This is a genomic window from Pseudomonas sp. WS 5503, assembly GCF_012985385.1.
GTDB lineage: Bacteria > Pseudomonadota > Gammaproteobacteria > Pseudomonadales > Pseudomonadaceae > Aquipseudomonas > Aquipseudomonas paracarnis.
Window position 1 is genome coordinate 367,958 of the sequence record NZ_JAAQWI010000004.1, and the last position, 17,072, is coordinate 385,029.

General features: G+C 60.2%; 19 protein-coding genes. 11 read left to right on the plus strand and 8 right to left on the minus strand.

Annotated elements, in window-relative coordinates:
- Positions 1–39: 39 nt before the first annotated feature.
- The 4 genes from folE to HBO10_RS13545 form a co-directional block, all read right to left on the minus strand.
- The gene (gene folE / locus HBO10_RS13530) at positions 40–585 is read right to left on the minus strand and encodes a GTP cyclohydrolase I FolE (RefSeq protein WP_014719282.1); all 546 of its coding nucleotides are present in this window, start codon (positions 583–585) and stop codon (positions 40–42) included.
- Positions 586–663: 78 nt separating this feature from the next.
- Positions 664–1,221: a Smr/MutS family protein gene (locus tag HBO10_RS13535; RefSeq protein WP_003192796.1), complete on the minus strand. Its 558-nt coding sequence runs from the start codon at positions 1,219–1,221 to the stop codon at positions 664–666.
- Between the two features lie 75 nt (positions 1,222–1,296).
- Positions 1,297–1,617: a hypothetical protein gene (locus tag HBO10_RS13540; RefSeq protein ID WP_014719281.1), complete on the minus strand. Its 321-nt coding sequence runs from the start codon at positions 1,615–1,617 to the stop codon at positions 1,297–1,299.
- A 136-nt stretch (positions 1,618–1,753) separates the two neighbouring features.
- Positions 1,754–2,344: a cysteine hydrolase family protein gene (locus HBO10_RS13545; protein ID WP_014719280.1), complete on the minus strand. Its 591-nt coding sequence runs from the start codon at positions 2,342–2,344 to the stop codon at positions 1,754–1,756.
- A 240-nt stretch (positions 2,345–2,584) separates the two neighbouring features.
- Here HBO10_RS13545 and prmB point away from each other — a divergent pair, with 240 nt between their 5' ends.
- The gene (gene prmB / locus HBO10_RS13550) at positions 2,585–3,493 is read left to right on the plus strand and encodes a 50S ribosomal protein L3 N(5)-glutamine methyltransferase (RefSeq protein ID WP_034126143.1); all 909 of its coding nucleotides are present in this window, start codon (positions 2,585–2,587) and stop codon (positions 3,491–3,493) included.
- 128 nt (positions 3,494–3,621) lie between these two features.
- Here the strand turns inward: prmB and HBO10_RS13555 are convergent, their stop codons facing one another.
- Both HBO10_RS13555 and HBO10_RS13560 read right to left on the minus strand, forming a co-directional pair.
- Positions 3,622–4,425 (minus strand): hypothetical protein, encoded by an 804-nt coding sequence (locus HBO10_RS13555; protein ID WP_034126144.1) that lies wholly within the window; start codon positions 4,423–4,425, stop codon positions 3,622–3,624.
- A gap of 99 nt (positions 4,426–4,524) precedes the next feature.
- Complete coding sequence (locus HBO10_RS13560) at positions 4,525–5,487, minus strand: alpha/beta fold hydrolase (protein WP_019818577.1); 963 nt, start codon at positions 5,485–5,487, stop codon at positions 4,525–4,527.
- 143 nt (positions 5,488–5,630) lie between these two features.
- Here HBO10_RS13560 and aroC point away from each other — a divergent pair, with 143 nt between their 5' ends.
- The 4 genes from aroC to HBO10_RS13580 all read left to right on the plus strand — a co-directional run bounded on the left by aroC (position 5,631) and on the right by HBO10_RS13580 (position 8,967).
- The gene (gene aroC / locus HBO10_RS13565) at positions 5,631–6,722 is read left to right on the plus strand and encodes a chorismate synthase (RefSeq protein WP_003192786.1); all 1,092 of its coding nucleotides are present in this window, start codon (positions 5,631–5,633) and stop codon (positions 6,720–6,722) included.
- Positions 6,723–6,797: 75 nt separating this feature from the next.
- Positions 6,798–7,961, plus strand: a complete 1,164-nt coding sequence (locus HBO10_RS13570; RefSeq protein ID WP_034126374.1) for an MFS transporter — start codon at positions 6,798–6,800, stop codon at positions 7,959–7,961.
- The gene (locus HBO10_RS13575; RefSeq protein ID WP_034126145.1) at positions 7,958–8,488 is read left to right on the plus strand and encodes an acireductone dioxygenase; all 531 of its coding nucleotides are present in this window, start codon (positions 7,958–7,960) and stop codon (positions 8,486–8,488) included. Before HBO10_RS13570 ends, HBO10_RS13575 begins: the two co-directional genes overlap by 4 nt.
- Positions 8,489–8,697: 209 nt before the next feature.
- A complete protein-coding gene (locus HBO10_RS13580) occupies positions 8,698–8,967 on the plus strand; it encodes a helix-turn-helix transcriptional regulator (protein ID WP_034126146.1) in 270 nt (89 codons plus the stop codon).
- A gap of 59 nt (positions 8,968–9,026) precedes the next feature.
- Here HBO10_RS13580 and HBO10_RS13585 read toward each other — a convergent pair whose 3' ends face one another.
- Positions 9,027–9,305: a DUF3509 domain-containing protein gene (locus HBO10_RS13585; RefSeq protein WP_003172952.1), complete on the minus strand. Its 279-nt coding sequence runs from the start codon at positions 9,303–9,305 to the stop codon at positions 9,027–9,029.
- A gap of 452 nt (positions 9,306–9,757) precedes the next feature.
- On the opposite strand from HBO10_RS13585, the gene HBO10_RS13590 reads away from it, so the two are divergent.
- From HBO10_RS13590 to HBO10_RS13610, 5 genes are all read left to right on the plus strand, one after another.
- The gene (locus HBO10_RS13590) at positions 9,758–11,584 is read left to right on the plus strand and encodes a long-chain-acyl-CoA synthetase (protein WP_034126147.1); all 1,827 of its coding nucleotides are present in this window, start codon (positions 9,758–9,760) and stop codon (positions 11,582–11,584) included.
- Between the two features lie 106 nt (positions 11,585–11,690).
- Positions 11,691–12,206 (plus strand): ankyrin repeat domain-containing protein, encoded by a 516-nt coding sequence (locus HBO10_RS13595; RefSeq protein WP_014719271.1) that lies wholly within the window; start codon positions 11,691–11,693, stop codon positions 12,204–12,206.
- A 41-nt stretch (positions 12,207–12,247) separates the two neighbouring features.
- Positions 12,248–12,778, plus strand: a complete 531-nt coding sequence (locus tag HBO10_RS13600) for a hypothetical protein (protein ID WP_034126148.1) — start codon at positions 12,248–12,250, stop codon at positions 12,776–12,778.
- Between the two features lie 67 nt (positions 12,779–12,845).
- Positions 12,846–13,037 carry a PLDc N-terminal domain-containing protein gene (locus HBO10_RS13605; protein ID WP_003192770.1) on the plus strand — a complete coding sequence of 64 codons (192 nt, stop codon included), beginning with the start codon at positions 12,846–12,848 and terminating at the stop codon, positions 13,035–13,037.
- A 385-nt stretch (positions 13,038–13,422) separates the two neighbouring features.
- Positions 13,423–15,510, plus strand: coding sequence for an LTA synthase family protein (locus HBO10_RS13610; protein WP_034126149.1), 2,088 nt, complete (start codon positions 13,423–13,425; stop codon positions 15,508–15,510).
- A 173-nt stretch (positions 15,511–15,683) separates the two neighbouring features.
- On the opposite strand, the gene HBO10_RS13615 is transcribed toward HBO10_RS13610, so the two are convergent.
- On the minus strand, positions 15,684–15,836 hold the full coding sequence (locus HBO10_RS13615) for a DUF3309 family protein (RefSeq protein ID WP_003192767.1): 153 nt from the start codon (positions 15,834–15,836) through the stop codon (positions 15,684–15,686).
- A 329-nt stretch (positions 15,837–16,165) separates the two neighbouring features.
- Between HBO10_RS13615 and HBO10_RS13620 the strand changes: the two genes are divergently transcribed.
- Positions 16,166–16,981 (plus strand): SDR family oxidoreductase, encoded by an 816-nt coding sequence (locus HBO10_RS13620; RefSeq protein ID WP_034126150.1) that lies wholly within the window; start codon positions 16,166–16,168, stop codon positions 16,979–16,981.
- The last annotated feature ends 91 nt before the right edge of the window (positions 16,982–17,072 follow it).

Below are 17,072 nucleotides of genomic sequence, written 5' to 3' on the forward strand. Positions count from 1 at the left end.
AAACCGGCGATGAACGCCGGTTCCTTCCTGCCCAGCCGGTTACTTGATCAGGCTGAGAAATTCGCTGCGGGTGGCCGCGTTCTCGCGGAACTCACCCAGCATCACCGAGGTGATCATCGACGAATTCTGCTTCTCCACACCGCGCATCATCATGCACATGTGCTTGGCCTCGATCACCACGGCCACGCCCAGGGCGCCTGTCACTTCCAATACGGCGTCGGCGATCTGGCGGCTGAGGTTTTCCTGGATCTGCAGGCGGCGCGCATACATGTCGACAATGCGTGCGACCTTCGACAGGCCCAGCACTTTGCCGCTCGGGATATAGGCCACATGGGCCTTGCCGATAAACGGCAGCAGGTGGTGCTCGCACAACGAGTACAGCTCGATGTCCTTGACCAGCACCATTTCGCTGTTGTCAGAGCTGAACAAGGCACCGTTGGTGACTTCCTCGAGTGTCTGTTCATAACCGCGGCAGAGATACTGCATTGCCTTGGCGGCACGCTTTGGCGTGTCGAGCAGGCCCTCGCGGGACACGTCCTCGCCGAGTTGGCCGAGGATCGCGGTGTAATTCTGTTCCAGGGACATGAAACTACCTGTGGGATTTTCGCAAAGCGCAAGGTTACGGTGGCGGACACATCGCTGCAAGCCTGACGATGGCACTTGTTACTCGTCGCGCCCTTCCATCATGGTGCGCTTGAGCATCACATACACCGCGCCGGCACCGCCGTGACGAGCCTGGCAGGAGGTAAAGCCGAGCACCTGGGCATGCTGGCGCAGCCAGGTATTGACGTGACTCTTGATCATCGGGCGCTTGCCGTCCAACCGCACAGCCTTGCCATGGGTGACGCGCACGCAGCGGATTTCGAATTTGGTCGCTTCGGCCAGGAAGGCCCAGAGGGTTTCCCGGGCTTTTTCCACGGTCATGCCGTGCAGGTCGAGGCTGCCTTCGAACGGGATCTGGCCGGCCTTGAGCTTGCGCATCTGGCTTTCCTGCACGCCGTCGCGGGCCCACATCAGTTCATCTTCGGGGCCGACGTCGATCACGAACTGGTCCGACAGGCCGTCCACGGTAGTGGCATCGGTGCGCACGGTCGCGGCCTGGCGCAGCTTGGCGATCTGCGCGCGGTCAGTCTTGGGTTTGCCGGTGTCGGCGCGGTCGTGCTTGATCGGCTTGACGCCGCGCAGCTCGTTTTTGAACAGGGAAAAATCGTCGTCTTGCATGTCAGCCTCCGCGAAGGGCGGGCAGTTTACCTAAATCGCGGCGGCCAGGGCGCAGGAAACGCTATCCAAGCGCCATCAGTCGTGCTTTTTCATCAGGTGAGAGGCGATATTCAACGACAGCGGCTGGCGCATTTTCCGGCGACTGCGACGCCACAGCCACACGCCCAACCACAGCACCAGCAAGCCGATCCCCAGCAGGAGTGCCGAGCCGCCCGGGCTGGCATTCAGTTCGCCCAGGGCGGGCGAATGCCCAAACAGGCCGGCGCCACCAGCGCCTGCCAACAACAAGCCTACTATCGCCAGCAACGCGGCCATGCACGCTACCAGGCGCAGACGCCAATTGCTCGGGCCCTTGGGGCGCAAGCGACGAGCATCAAAACCATCGGATATCTTCATTCCGACCTTTCCTCCAGGGTATCGGCCCTTCGACCGGAAGATACACAGGTTGTTCCGGGGGGAGAGGTAAATGCGCCAAATGAGAGGGCTTTGCGGATGAGCGGAGCAATAAACACACCGCTCACCGCCAGCAGCATCAGATCAAGTCTTTGGCCAGCGCCAGGGTGGCGAAGTTGTCTGCCATGATGGCCATTTCGGTTTGCTGCACATGCTCGGCGCTCAGGATACCGCCCTTGTAGGGCAGGTCGCGGGTGGCGCAGGCGTCTTCCACCAGGGTGCAGCGAAAGCCCAGGTTCTTGGCCGCGCGCACGGTGGTGCTGACGCTGGAGTGGCTCATGAAACCGCAGACGATCAGGTCCAGGGAGCCGAGGTCTTGCAGGTGTTTTTCCAGGCCGGTGCCATGGAAGGCGCTGGGCAGCAGTTTGCCGATGATGGTTTCGTCACCCTCAGGCTCGAGGCCCGGAATGAATTCGCCGCGCTCGCCCTGGGGGTCAAACAGGCCGCCCACGGTGCCCAGGTGGCGCACATGCACAATCGGGCGCCCGGCACTGCGCGCTGCGGTCACAAGCTGCTTGATGTTCTCTACCGCCGCGTCCATGCCCGAGAGGGCGAGCGGGCCGCTGAGGTATTCTTTCTGGGCGTCGATGATCACCAGGGTCGCATGATTGAGGTTGGCTGCTGCGTAACCGCGACCGCTGAGTTGAAACATCGTCTTTGGAACGGACATTCTGGGGCTCCTGTGAGTGGGGCTTTTGCGACATTGTCCACTGGCTGAGCGCTTCTGTGAATCGCTACTATCGTAAGGTACGCCGTTGCTGGCGTGCAGCCATGTCAAGAGGCAGGCCTGTTTAACACAATGCGGGCAGATTCGATGAAATCCGACGTACGGCGCCAGGTTTTTCGTACATCGTCGGTACAGGTGAAGGCTGTTAGAATCGCCAGTCGTTTTTTCCAGGAGCTTGCCCCCGTGATCACTTCTCGCCTGCGCACCTTGCGCGACCACATCCGTTGGGCTGTCAGCCGTTTCCATGGGGAAGACCTGTTTTTTGGCCATGGCACCGACAATGCCTGGGACGAAGCCCGGCAGTTGGTGCTGGGCGCCTTGCACCTGCCGTGGGAAATCGCCGACAGTTATTTGGATTGCAACCTGGAAGAAGAGGAAATCTCCCACGTGCAGCGCTTGCTGCATCGCCGTATCCATGAGCGAGTGCCAACGGCCTACCTGTTGAAGGAGGCCTGGTTTTGCGGCATGTCGTTTATCGTCGATGAGCGCGTATTGATCCCGCGTTCACCCATAGGCGAGCTGATTGAAGACCGCTTCGAACCCTGGCTGGCCCAGCCGCCGGCACGCATCCTCGACCTGTGCACCGGCTCCGGTTGCATCGGCATCGCCTGCGCCTATGAATTCCCCGAGGCCGAAGTGGTGCTGGGAGACTTGTCCTTCGAAGCCCTGGAAGTGGCGAACCAGAACATCGAGCGCCATGGCGTCGACGAGCGGGTCTACACCGTGCAGGGCGATGGTTTTGACGGGCTACCCGGCCAGCGTTTCGACCTCATCGTGTCGAACCCGCCCTACGTGGATGCCGAAGATTTCGCCGACATGCCCGATGAATACCAGCACGAACCGGAACTGGGCCTGGCCTGCGGCGACGACGGCCTGAACCTGGTACGCCGGATGCTGGCTGAAGCTGCGGACCACCTGACCGAGAAGGGCCTGCTGATTGTCGAAGTGGGCAACAGCCAGGTGCATGTCGAGGCGCTGTACCCGGAAGTGGATTTCGCCTGGCTGGACTTCAAGCGCGGTGGGCATGGGGTGTTTATGTTGACGGCTGAGCAGTGCCGCCAACACCAGGCCGTTTTCGCTGCCCGGATATAACTGCAGAAACTCGGTCAATGTGGGAGCTGGCTTGCCTGCGATAGTGGTGGGTCAGCTTGCACTTGTGCTACTGATACATCGCTATCGCAGGCAAGCCAGCTCCCACATTTTGATTGCATTTCAATCTATCAGCGGTGTGTGGCAATCCAGATCAACAACCCCGCCTGAAACACCGTAAACGCCACCAGACAGGTGATGGTGAAGCGCAGCCCGCTGTCTTCACGCTTGAACTTGGTGACTTTTTCCTCTTCCTTGCGCAGCTTCACTTCCTGCTCCGCCAGGTTCTGCTCTGCCTGTTGCAGCATCTGCGCGGCTTCCAGGATCTCCACGAACTGCACTTTCTCGGTGTTCCAACTGTCCAGCACGTCGCTGACCTTGCCGGGTTGCACATTGCCCTTGAGGTGCTGCACATCGGCGTAGGCCACATCGAAACCCTGGATACGCAGGAAGTGATCGCGGCGCAGGCGCGTGGCTTCGTTGAGGGCGTCCTTGTTGGCCAGATCCACGCCGTCGACGCGGTAGTGTGACCACTTCTTCTTCGCCCAGGCGGCGCCTTGGGCCACCAGGAAGCGCCCGATACCGCGGTTGGCCGGCTCGATTTCCAGGCTGTTGCCGGGCCCGAAATGCACGCGGTGTTTATCGTGATCGACCCAGATATCCAGGTGGTTCTGCTCGCGCCGTACTCGCTGGCCCGGTAACTGGATGACCATGCGCAACAGGCTGTGGTGTTTATCATGGCGCTCGGCATAGCCGAACTGCACAAAGCGCAACGGCCGTGCGCCGGTCGCGCGGTCGGTGGCCAGCGGGGCCAGGCGCAGCATCTTGAAATGTTCGGCGTGAACGTCGGCCCACGGCAGGGCCGCTGCGGCGCCAGCTTCGGTTGCGGCCGTAGTCTCGGCGGTAGATTCGGGTGTTGTTTCGGTGGTTGTCATGCGGCGCGATCCTGTCCAAGCCCTGCGAGCCGACAGTCTTTTTACTGTCGACTCTGGACTTATCGGCCGTTTTTCCCAGGACTGGAGGCCAATTGCCGCTTAACGGGGTTGAAGTCCTTCGATAAAGCTGACGATACGTTGGCCCAGCTCCGCAGCCAGCGGCAGTTTCGGGTCATTGTAGGAGGCCAGTTGCTGCTTCACGTTATTGGGCACGATGCGCATCACGTGGTTCATGCCTTCGATCACCGTCAACTGCGCGTCGGGCTTGGCCTGCTTCAGTTGCCGGGCGTCGCCTACGCCAACCTGGATATCGTTGGTGCCCTGAATGATCAGCGCCGGCATGTCCAGGCGCGCAAAGGCGGCCGACGGATCGGCGCGGAACAGGCTGATCAGATACGGCTGCACGCTGGGTCGGAAAATACCCTCCAATGGGCGCGGCACGTCGGCGTCCACCTGGCCGGCCTTGAGGTGATCGAGTATTTCATTGCTGCGCAGCAGCAGGGCAGGGGGCAAGTGATCGGCCAGTTGCTGACGGATCACCTGGTCCACCGGGCGGGCGCTGCCAGACAAGGAAATGACCCCGGCCGGTTCAAGTTGCGGCGCGGCGAGGGCGGCGACCAGCGCGCCCTCGCTGTGGCCCAGCACAATCAGCGGGCCCATGCGCTTGTCGGCCTTGAGTAACTTGCCCCAGGCCACGGCGTCGGCCACATACGCCTCCAGGGTCAGGTTGCGTTCATCCGGCGTGGCCGCCAGGCTTGCGGCCACGCCGCGCTTGTCGTAGCGCACGCTGGCGATGTTATGCCGGGCCAGTACCCAGGCCAGGCGCTTGAGGCTGTCATTGCGCGCGCCGTCGGCGCTGTTGCCGTTACGGTCGGTGGGGCCGGAGCCGGCGATGATCAGCACCACCGGCACCGGTTTATCCGATTGCGGCAACAGCAGGGAGCCAAAGAGTTGGCCGCTGCCGGTGTCCAGGCTGATCGGGCGTTGCAAGACAACAGGGGAGGCGGCCTGGGCCACGGCGGTGAACAGGGTGAGGGTGAACAGCAGAACTCGCAGCATCATAGCGCCATCATTGGAGAGGTGCCGGTTGGACCAACGTCTACCGGTAAGGTTTCGAGGATGAACTAGTCGGTTAGCCTGCGTATACTGGCCGTCTTAAGTTATTACGGTTGACTTGATTCAACTGATTTCACGGAGCGCCCTGCATGTCCGGCAATACCTTCGGCAAGCTGTTCACTGTCACCACCGCGGGCGAAAGCCATGGCCCGGCGTTGGTCGCCATTGTCGACGGCTGCCCGCCAGGCCTGGAGCTGAGCCTGGACGACCTGCAGCGCGACCTCGACCGCCGCAAGCCCGGCACCAGCCGCCACACCACCCAGCGCCAGGAACCGGACGAAGTCGAAATCCTCTCCGGAGTGTTCGAAGGTCGCACCACGGGCTGCGCCATTGGCCTGTTGATTCGTAACACCGACCAGAAGTCCAAGGACTACTCGGCGATCAAGGACCTGTTCCGCCCGGCCCATGCCGACTACACCTACCACCACAAATACGGCGAACGCGACTACCGTGGCGGTGGCCGCAGCTCGGCGCGTGAAACCGCCATGCGCGTGGCCGCTGGCGCCATCGCCAAGAAATACCTGGCCACCCAGGGCATCGTCATCCGTGGCTACATGAGCCAGTTGGGCCCGATTGAAATCCCGTTCAAGACTTGGGACAGCGTCGAAGACAACGCCTTCTTCTGCCCCGACCCGGACAAGGTGCCGGAACTGGAGGCCTACATGGACCAGTTGCGCCGCGACCAGGACTCGGTCGGCGCGAAGATCACCGTGGTGGCCGAAGGCGTGAAACCGGGCCTGGGTGAGCCGATCTTTGATCGCCTCGACGCCGAACTGGCCCATGCGTTGATGAGCATCAACGCGGTGAAAGGCGTGGAAATCGGCGCCGGCTTCGCCTGCGTATCCCAGCGCGGTACCGAGCATCGCGATGAGATGACCCCTGAAGGTTTCCTCAGCAACAACGCGGGCGGCATCCTCGGCGGTATTTCTTCCGGCCAGCCGATCGTGGCGCACCTGGCGCTCAAGGCCACGTCGAGCATTACCACGCCTGGCCGTTCGATCGATGTGCACGGCAACCCGGTGGACGTGATCACCAAGGGCCGCCACGACCCGTGCGTCGGCATCCGTGCCACACCGATTGCCGAAGCCATGATGGCCATCGTGTTGATGGACCATCTGCTGCGCAACCGCGGGCAAAATGCCGATGTGCGCGTGAGTACCCCGATACTGGGCCAACTGTGATCGCCTGGGGCAATGAGCGAGCTTGTTGTGGCCAGCGAGCTTGCTCGCGCTGGGCTGTGCAGCAGCCCCAATAACATGCTCCCACCGCTCCCATACTGGCGCCTCTCCAGCTTCTACCTCTTCTATTTCGCCCTGCTGGGGGCGACCGCGCCGTTCCTGGCGCTGTACTTCGATCACCTCGGTTTCTCCAGCGCGCGCATCGGCGAGCTGGTGGCCATTCCCATGCTGATGCGCTGCGTGGCCCCCAACCTGTGGGGCTGGATCGGCGACTACACCGGCCGGCGCCTGGCCATTGTGCGATTCGGCGCGGTGTGCACCCTGGCCAGCTTCTGCCTGATTTTTGTCAGCAAAACCTACGCCTGGCTGGCGCTGGTGATGGCCCTGCACGCGTTCTTCTGGCACGCGGTGCTGCCGCAGTTTGAAGTCATCACCCTGGCACACCTGCACAAGCAAACCTCGCGCTACAGCCAGATCCGTCTGTGGGGCTCCATTGGTTTTATCCTCACCGTGGTGGTTATGGGGCGCCTGTTCGATTGGCTGAGCCTGGATATTTACCCGGTGGTGGTCGTGGTAATCATGGCCGGCATCATCGGCGCCAGCCTGTGGGTACCGAACGCGCAGCCGGCCAGCCACGGCAACCGCCTGGCCGGCGATGGCTTTCTCAAGCAATTGCGCAGCCCAGGCGTGCTGGCGTTTTATGCCTGCGTGGCGCTGATGCAAATGAGCCATGGCCCGTATTACACCTTCCTCACCCTGCACCTGGAGCATTTGGGCTACAGCCGTGGCGTGATCGGCCTGCTGTGGGCGCTTGGGGTGGTGGCGGAAGTGCTGATGTTCCTGGCCATGAGCCGTATTCTTGCGCGCTTTTCGGTGCGCCGGGTGCTGCTCGCCAGCTTCTTGCTGGCGGCGCTGCGCTGGTGGCTGCTGGGTTCATTTGCCGAGGTTTTCTGGCTGCTGCTGGTGGCGCAGTTGATGCACGCCGCCACGTTCGGCAGCTTCCACGCGGCGGCAATTGCCTTTGTGCAACGCAGCTTCGGTGACCGCCAGCAAGGCCAGGGCCAGGCCCTTTATGCCGCGCTGGCCGGCACCGGCGGCGCGCTCGGCGCCCTGTATTCCGGTTACAGCTGGAATCTGCTGGGGCCAACCTTCACGTTCAGTATCGCCAGCCTCGCGGCCCTGGCCGCCGCCATTATCATTGGCCTTCGATTGCAAGAGCCGAACCAAGGAACCGTGCAATGAGCTATGTAGCCGTCTACTCCATCGCCACCCCGGACACCCCGAACAAAGTGTTGACCCATGCCGACGACATCCAGTCGACCCTGGCCGAGCACGGTGTGCGGTTCGAGCGCTGGCAGCCCAGCCCAATCGAGAAGGGCGCCAGTGCGGCGCAGATGATCGCCGCGTACCAGGCGCAGATCGATGCTCTGGGCTACGCCGCTGTTGAAGTGGTCAGCGTGACCCACGACCATCCACAGAAAGACGAGCTGCGCGCACAGTTCCTGGATGAACGTACCTACAGTGAAGATGAAGTGCGTTTCTTCATCGCAGGCCAGGGGCTGTTTACGCTGCACATAGGCGACTATGTGTACAGCTTGCGCTGTGAGAAGAATGACTTGCTGATCATCCCGGCCGGTGTACCGCACTGGTTCGACATCGGCGAAAACCCGCACTGTGTGACACTGCGTTTGTTCAACACGGCCGAAGGCGTTGTGCCCTCTTTGACCGGTGATGCGATTGCCACCCGCTTTCCAGGGCTGGATGACTAAGCATAGATAACTGAATGTTCAACCCTGGCAAGTTGGAAGTTGCTGTGGGAAGAAACTTAATTATTTGTAGGGCAACGCTGTTTGTTCGGTGCTGTGCGCTTTGATTCCACTCTTTATGTAACTCTCTGTTCGGCGTCAATGTTTATGCCATCTGTCAATGGGAGGAATCCGAAAGATGGCAGCGCATCAGCAGATATAAGGAGAGAACAATGAGTGGCCCCGAGGAGACGTATCGCCCGTTGGTTATCGTGCCGACGGCTATCAGAAAACGCATGAGCTTGTCCGGCAAGCCCCTGACTTCCACCGAGCTGGAAATCCTGCGATGGGCCTCCGAGGGCAAGACCGTCTGGGAAATCAGCCAGATTCGCGCCACCTCTGAAGCCACGGTTAAATTTCATCTGCGCAACATCTACGGCAAGTTGGATGTCACCAACCGTGTGCAGGCAAAGAATGAGGCGGTTCGGCAGGGCTTATGTTAATAGCATGAAAAAGGGCCGCGACGCTGAGTAGCGTCGCGGCCCTTTTTCAGAGGTGTAGATTAGGCCGAGTGATAGGTCGGCAGCGCAAAGCGGTTCTGGCTTTGCAACATCGAAATCTGCGGCAGTTCGCTGGCTTGTTCGGCCAAGTCACGGCGAATAGCGCTAATCACCCAAGTCAGTTGGTCGGCAGTGTGCAGCTGCTGATAAGAGATCGAGCGCTTGACCTGCTTACCTTCGCTGTTGCGCAGGGTCAACAGGATACCGCCGTCCGGACGTGGCTGGGTGGTGACGTCGTAGTTGGAAAATACCGAAGCGAATTTATCTTGGATCAGGCTCATGTCTATCAGCTCCATTGGCTCAAGTTGGCAAGCATGGAGTGATAGGTGCAGTGATTGTGCCAGTATTGGATTTTCTAGAAAATCCTTATAAATCAGTCATTTATAAATTTATAGGATTTTCATTTTCGTGCAATTTGCATGAAGGGCCATCGTGCATCCTGCATTTTGCGCTATCTGCCCGGTGATTTTCCCGGCGGGAGGGGAAGGGCTGTAATGATACTGACCGCCTTTTGCCAGGAAAAATCCCGGTCGGCTGGCAGGCCGTCATCGCAGGCAAGGCGGCTCCCACATTTAAATGGTGGAGTGTCAGGGAGATAAGCATCGGGCGGCCGCCACGGGATACAAAACTTTTCAAATCCCGCGTGTACAGCCAAAGAACCGCTGACGTATTTTCCGCTACACCAGTCGATGTACCTGGACCAGACCAAGAATAAGAAAAGGGACGTCCCGCCATGACTCATCAGCAAGTCGACATGATCACCTGGCGCATGATGCTGCGTAAGGTGCCTGCCATCGTTCGGGCGCTACCACGGGTGGTGCGCGGCATGCGTGCGGCCAACGTCACCGACCCCAGCCAACCCTGCGGCCTGGGCTGGCATTTCGAACAAGCCACGTTGCGTAACCCGGACGGTGCTGCCCTGCTGTATGGGGACAGCGTGATCAGCTACCGCGACGCCAATCAGTGCGCCAATCGTATTGCCAATCACTTGCAGGCCCAGGGCATCCGCAAGGGTGACGTGGTGGCGCTGTTTATCGAGAATCGCCCCGAGTTGCTGCTCAACGTGCTGGCCGTGGCCAAGCTGGGCGGCATCTGCGCCATGCTCAATACGGCGCAAACTCAAGGGGCGCTGGTACACAGCCTGACCCTGGTCAATCCGGTTGCCATTGTGGTCGGTGCCGAATTGCTGAGCCCTTACGCAGCAGTGCGCGATCAAGTCCAGATCCCGGCCGAGCGCACCTGGTTCGTGGCCGATCAGCCCGGCAGTAGGGTGCCCGACGGCTACATCGACCTGATGGCCGCCAGTGCCGAAAGTCCGGTGGACAATCCGGCGAGTTCGGCGCAGGTGTTCTTCCACGATCCCTGCTTCTATATCTACACCTCCGGCACCACCGGCTTGCCCAAGGCCGGCATCATGAAGCACGGGCGCTGGACCAAAACCGCCGTGAGCTTCGGCAGTATCGCCCTGGACATGGGGCCGCAGGACGTCCTCTATTGCACCTTGCCGCTGTACCACGCCACCGGCCTGTGCGTGTGCTGGGGGGCGGCGATTATCGGCGCGTCCGGCTTTGCCATTCGGCGCAAATTCAGCGCCAGCCAGTTCTGGGACGATGCACGCCAGTTCAAGGCGACCACTCTGGGCTATGTCGGTGAGCTGTGCCGCTATCTGCTCGACCAGCCCGCGAGTGCGCAGGACCGCGATAACCAGGTGACCAAGATGGTCGGCAACGGCCTGCGCCCCGGTGTGTGGGCGCAGTTCAAGCAGCGTTATGGCGTGGAGCACATCTGCGAACTCTATGCCGCCAGCGACGGCAATATCGGCTTTACCAACGTGCTGAATTTTGACAACACCATCGGCTTTTGCCTGCAGCATTGGGCGCTGGTGGATTACGCCCATGACACCGGTGAGCCGCTGCGCGGCAACAATGGGTTCATGGTCAAGGTGCCCACTGGCGGGCAGGGCCTGCTATTGGCGCGCATTGATGATAAGTCGCCCTTCGACGGTTACACCGACCCGGAAAAGAACCGCAAGGTGGTACTGACCGACGTATTCGAAAAAGGCGACCGCTATTTCAACACCGGCGACCTGGTGCGCAGCATCGGTTTCGGCCATGCGCAATTTGTCGATCGCCTGGGGGATACCTATCGCTGGAAGGGCGAAAACGTCTCGACCACCGAGGTGGAAAACGTCCTGCTGAAACACCCGCAGATCGCTGAAGTGGTGGCCTATGGCGTCGAGATCAACAACACCAACGGCCGCGCAGGCATGGTCGCCATCACCCCCAGCGAATCCCTGGCCAGCCTGGACATGCGCGAACTGCTGCAATTTGCCCTCGGCCAGTTGCCCCCTTATGCGGTGCCGTTGTTTTTGCGGATCAAGGTGAAGATGGAAACCACCGGCACGTTCAAGTACCAGAAAGTGAAGCTCAAGGAGCAAGGGTTCGACCCGGACAAGGCTGGCAATGACCCGGTCTACGCCTGGTTGCCGGGTTCGGACACCTATGTGCCGGTGACCGGGCAATTGCTGGCGCAGATCCAGGGCGGCCAATTCCGTTATTGATTCTGGCTATGGCGGCTTTTGACAAAAAAGCCATGACACCGGGGAACTCCATCGCGACACTGGGCGCCTTAAACAGTTATGTCAGTCGCCTCAGCAAGGAGCCCCCATGTCAGATCAACCTAAACAAATGACCGAAGACGAAGCCGCCGAGTTTGCCGAGCAAGTCTTCGACGTCGCCCGGCGCGGCGACGCCGCGATGCTTGCCGCACTGTTGGCGAAAGGCCTGCCGGCCAACTTTCGTAATCACAATGGCGACACCTTGTTGATGCTCGCGGCGTACCACGGCCATGCCGAGGCGGTCAAAGTGCTGTTGGAGTTCAAGGCCGACCCCCTGATCGCCAACGACAAGAACCAGTTGCCGATTGCCGGCGCGGCGTTCAAAGGCAACCTGCCGGTGGTCCAGGCGTTGATCGAGGGCGGCACGCCGATTGACGCGGCCTCCTCGGACGGGCGTACGGCCTTGATGATGGCGGCGATGTTCAACCGCGTTGACATGGTTGATTACCTGCTTGGTAAAGGCGCAAACCCCAAGGCCACCGATGCACAAGGCGCGACGGCACTGGCCGCGGCGCAGACCATGGGCGCGGTGGATACGGCGGCGCAGTTGCAGAAACTGGTGTAGGCTACGCGCCCTTCAAAACTTGCCCGTTACAGGATCGCCCCATGAAAACCGCCCTCGTCGAACTCATCAGCAAAATCAGCGCCGGCGTCATGGGGGAGGATGAGGTAGCGCGTATTGCCGACGAAGCGGCCCAGGCCTACGCGGACCCGGCGGCGTTCCTGGCGGCCAATCCGGATATCAACTACGACGACAGTTTTCCGATCCCGCTGGGGGAGTGGGTGGTGGTCGGTAGCCTGCCGGACACGGTGTTGTTCCAGGCCGATACCTATGGCGACCTGTTTGCCCAGATCGTTGCGTCGTTCGGTCCGGGCGTGGCGTTCAACCTCAAGCCCAAGCAACTGGCCAAGACCGAAGACCTGACCGCGCTCAACCGCATCCAGATCCAGATGAGCGCCCTGAGCCCGGAAGATGGCGGTTATGTGCTGATGAACTTCAGCCAGTTGTTGGATGACGAGATCCAGGCAGTGCTGGTGTTCGGCAACGACCTGGCGCGAGTGCTGGAACTGTGTGCCGAAGTCGGCATCAAGGCCGCGCCCTCGCTTGAAGCCTTGAAGATTGCCGTACACGTCTGAAATAAAACGGAACCCGCGCCAAGGCTGACTATCCTACAAGTGCATGCCCTCACTTAGGAGCGACACCATGGGTTCCACGTTTAATAGTCTGATTGGCCTGATCATCCTCGCGCTGGATATCTGGGCGATCATCAACGTGTTCAAAAGCGGCGCCAGCACCGGCGCCAAAGTGCTGTGGATCCTGTTGATCCTGCTGTTGCCAGTGCTGGGCCTGATCATCTGGGCTATCGCCGGGCCGCGCGGTAACGTGCGGATCTGAGCCCTAATGCCAGTGTAGGAGCGAGCTTGCTCGCGAAAAACGTCAACGATAACGCGTGCTTCCTGGATGAACGCGGTGACTTTGAGTTTTTCGCGAGCAAGCTCGCTCCTACAACAGCAGATTTGTGTGTCGAAAGTATTCGCCGCACGAAATTTTCACATCCCATCCAAGACAATTCTCCGGCTTTATCCGGCTGCCAGGGCTCTATCTCCAGTGCCCTTAAAGGCAGGGCCGTGGCATGCGTTCAGTAATTAATAGCCTTGCCGGCCTTGATCGGGCACCATTTGTGCCACCGCGTTAACCGCCTACCCCAGCCAGCCTGGGCGAGGGACGGACGCCACTGCATTATTTCGCAACTTAAACTTCCAATGGGTCCTAAAACGACATGGCAAACCCGGACGCCCTGAATCAGCAGCGAGCTTCAAATCGCCTGCTGCAACCGACCGTCAAATCCCATCTGGCGTACACGCTGCTCTGCGCACTGGTCATGATGGTGATGTTTTCCCTGCTGCGCCTGGCGTTGCTGGTCTACAACCGCGAGATGATCCTCGATACGCCGGCCTCGACGTTCCTCGAAGCCTTCGCCAACGGGCTGCGCCTGGACATTCGCCTGGTGATGTACCTGCTGATCCCGCTGCTGTTGGCGCTGTTCAGCGTGCGGGCCATGGCAGCGCGCGGGTTCTTCCGTTTGTGGCTGACCGTCGCGTCCAGCATCGCCTTGTTCCTTGGCCTGATGGAGATGGACTTCTACCGCGAATTCCACCAGCGCCTCAACGGCCTGGTCTTCCAGTATGTGAAGGAAGACCCGAAAACCGTGATGAGCATGCTCTGGTACGGTTTCCCGGTGGTGCGCTACCTGCTGGCCTGGGCCGTGGGCACGCTGATCCTGAGCATGGCCTTCAAGGGCGCTGACCGCGCAACGCGCCCACGGGGCCCCTTCAGCGGCGGCACTATCAGCACGCGCCAGGTGGCGCCATGGTACAGCCGCATCGCAGTGTTCATGGTTTGCCTGCTGGTCGCTGTGGTCGCCATCCGTGGCACCCTGCGCCAGGGGCCACCGCTGCGTTGGGGTGACGTCTACACCACCGATTCGAACTTCGCCAACCAACTGGGCCTCAATGGCACTCTGTCGCTGATCGCAGCGGCCAAGGCGCGCTTCGGTGAAGACCGCGCCAACATCTGGAAGGCGACCCTGGAACAACCGCTGGCCACCCAGACCGTGCGTGACATGCTGGTGCTGCCGCAAGAGAAGCTGGTAGACACCGACACCGCTGCCGTGCGCCGCGACTTCACGCCACCGGCCGAGAAAACCCTGCCGATCAAGAACGTCGTGGTGATCCTGATGGAAAGCTTCGCTGGTCATTCGGTGGGCGCATTGGGACGTCCGGGCAATATCACCCCGTACTTCGACAAGCTGACACACGAGGGCTTGCTGTTCGACCGCTTCTTCTCCAACGGCACCCACACCCACCAGGGTATGTTCGCCACCATGGCCTGCTTCCCGAACCTGCCGGGTTTCGAATACCTGATGCAGACTCCGGAAGGCAGCCACAAGCTGTCGGGCCTGCCGCAGTTGCTCAGTGCGCGTGATTTCGACGATGTGTATGTCTACAACGGCGATTTCGCCTGGGACAATCAGTCGGGCTTCTTCAGCAACCAGGGCATGACCAACTTTATCGGCCGCAATGACTTCGTCGACCCGGTGTTCTCCGACCCGACATGGGGCGTGTCCGACCAGGACATGTTCAACCGTGGCCTGGAAGAACTGAAGGCGCGCGAAGGCGGCAAGCCGTTCTACGCACTGCTGCAAACCCTGTCCAACCACACGCCGTACGCATTGCCGACCCCGTTGCCGGTAGAGAAAGTCACCGACCGTGGCAGCCTCAACGAGCATTTGACGGCCATGCGCTACTCCGACTGGGCCTTGGGCCAGTTCTTTGAAAAGGCCCGCAAGGAGCCGTACTTCAAGGAAACCCTGTTCGTGATCGTCGGTGACCACGGCTTTGGCAATGAGCAGCAGATCACCGAGATGGACCTGGGTCGCTTCAACGTGCCGATGCTGATGATTGCACCGGGCATGCGCGAGAAGTTCGGTGAGCGTGACCACACCGTGGGCACCCAGATCGACATCGTGCCGACCATCATGGGCCGCCTGGGCGGCGATACCTTGCACCAGTGCTGGGGCCGCGACCTGCTGAACCTGCCGGAAGGTGACAAGGGTTTCGGCGTGATCAAGCCATCGGGCAGCGACCAGACCGTGGCCTTGCTCACCGGCGACCGCGTACTGGTATTGCCCAAGGAAATGCCACCCAAGTTGTGGGAATACACACTGGGCGCCGAGCCGACTGGCAAGGTGATTCCTGAGTCGCCGGACGAAGCTGTGCTCAAGCAGAAGCTCGAGTCGTTTCTGCAGACCGCGACCAAGAGCCTGCTGGATAACACCGCAGGTGTGGTAGATGGCAAACCGGACTAACTGACCGGCAATAAAAAAGAGGCCCTCTAGAGGGCCTCTTTTTTTTGCTTTCTTACTTGTAGGAGAGAGCTTGCTCGCGAAGAAGGTCAACGATAACGCGCGTCCTGAATAAATGCGGCGCCTGTACCTTTTTCGCGAGCAAGCTCGCTCCTACAAAAAGCGTAGCGCGGCGTTTATATCTTGCCGAGCAACAACAGCACCAGCAGAACAACCAGCACCACACCCAGGATACCCGACGGTCCATAACCCCAGTTACGCGAGTGCGGGAACACGGGCAGGCCACCGACCAGCAGCAGGATCAGGATAATAATCAGAATGAGGCTCATGGTTTTATTCCTTATAGGTTCTTTGCAAAAACCGGCTGTTTAACCGTTGGTTCGTCCATGTACAGTGGGACGCCTTACCCATTCCGACCCTGCTACTTCGTAGAAAATTCATTGTTTTTATAAAACATTTTGATGTGACGCTTATTTCTTTTAACGCGTGCGCAACTTGAACTAATCAGTTGAAAAAAATTGAACTTAGTCTATAGGCACGCTTGCGACCGAGCCCGCGGTTTGCCCGGGGCATTCATCACCCTGATGGTGCGTGGGTAGAGCAAAAACCTTCGCTACACTGCCGGTCACTTCTTTCGTGAACCACAAGGCTACCTCCTATGCAAAACCGCATGATGATCACTGGCGCCGGGTCTGGCCTGGGTCGCGAAATCGCTCTGCGCTGGGCCCGTGAAGGCTGGCAGTTGGCGTTGTCTGATGTCAGCGAGCCCGGTTTGCAGGAAACCCTCAAGCAGGTTCGCGAAGCAGGGGGGGATGGCTTTATCCAGCGCTGTGACGTGCGTGACTACAGCCAGCTCACGGCCTTCGCCCAGGCCTGTGAGGTGAAGCTCGGGGGCATCGATGTGATCGTCAATAACGCCGGCGTGGCCTCGGGCGGGTTCTTCGCTGAACTGTCCCTGGAGGATTGGGACTGGCAGATCGCAATCAACCTGATGGGCGTCGTCAAAGGCTGCAAGGCGTTCCTGCCGCTGCTGGAAAAGAGCAAGGGCCGCATCATCAACATCGCGTCAATGGCAGCGCTGATGCAGGGCCCCGCCATGAGCAACTACAACGTGGCCAAGGCGGGCGTGGTGGCGTTGTCCGAGAGCCTGTTGGTGGAGCTCAAGCAACAGGAAGTGGGCGTGCATGTGGTGTGCCCGTCGTTTTTCCAGACCAACCTGCTCGACTCGTTCCGTGGGCCAACCCCAGCCATGAAGGCTCAAGTGGGCAAGTTGCTTGAGAGTTCGCCCATCTCGGCGGCGGATATTGCCGACTACATTTACCAGCGCGTGGCCAAAGGCGAATTCATGATCCTGCCCCACGAGCAAGGCCGCATGGCTTGGGCGTTGAAACAGAAAAATCCGCAGTTGCTGTATGACGAAATGACCCTGATGGCCGACAAGATGCGCGCCAAGGCGCAAGCTGTGAAGGGCTGATTTGGCTGGGGTCTGTCAGGCAAGTTACCTACCTGTGTAGGCAGCGCCTGATTTGCCCGCAAGCCATTGCCGGTCCAGTGCCAAGGGGGCA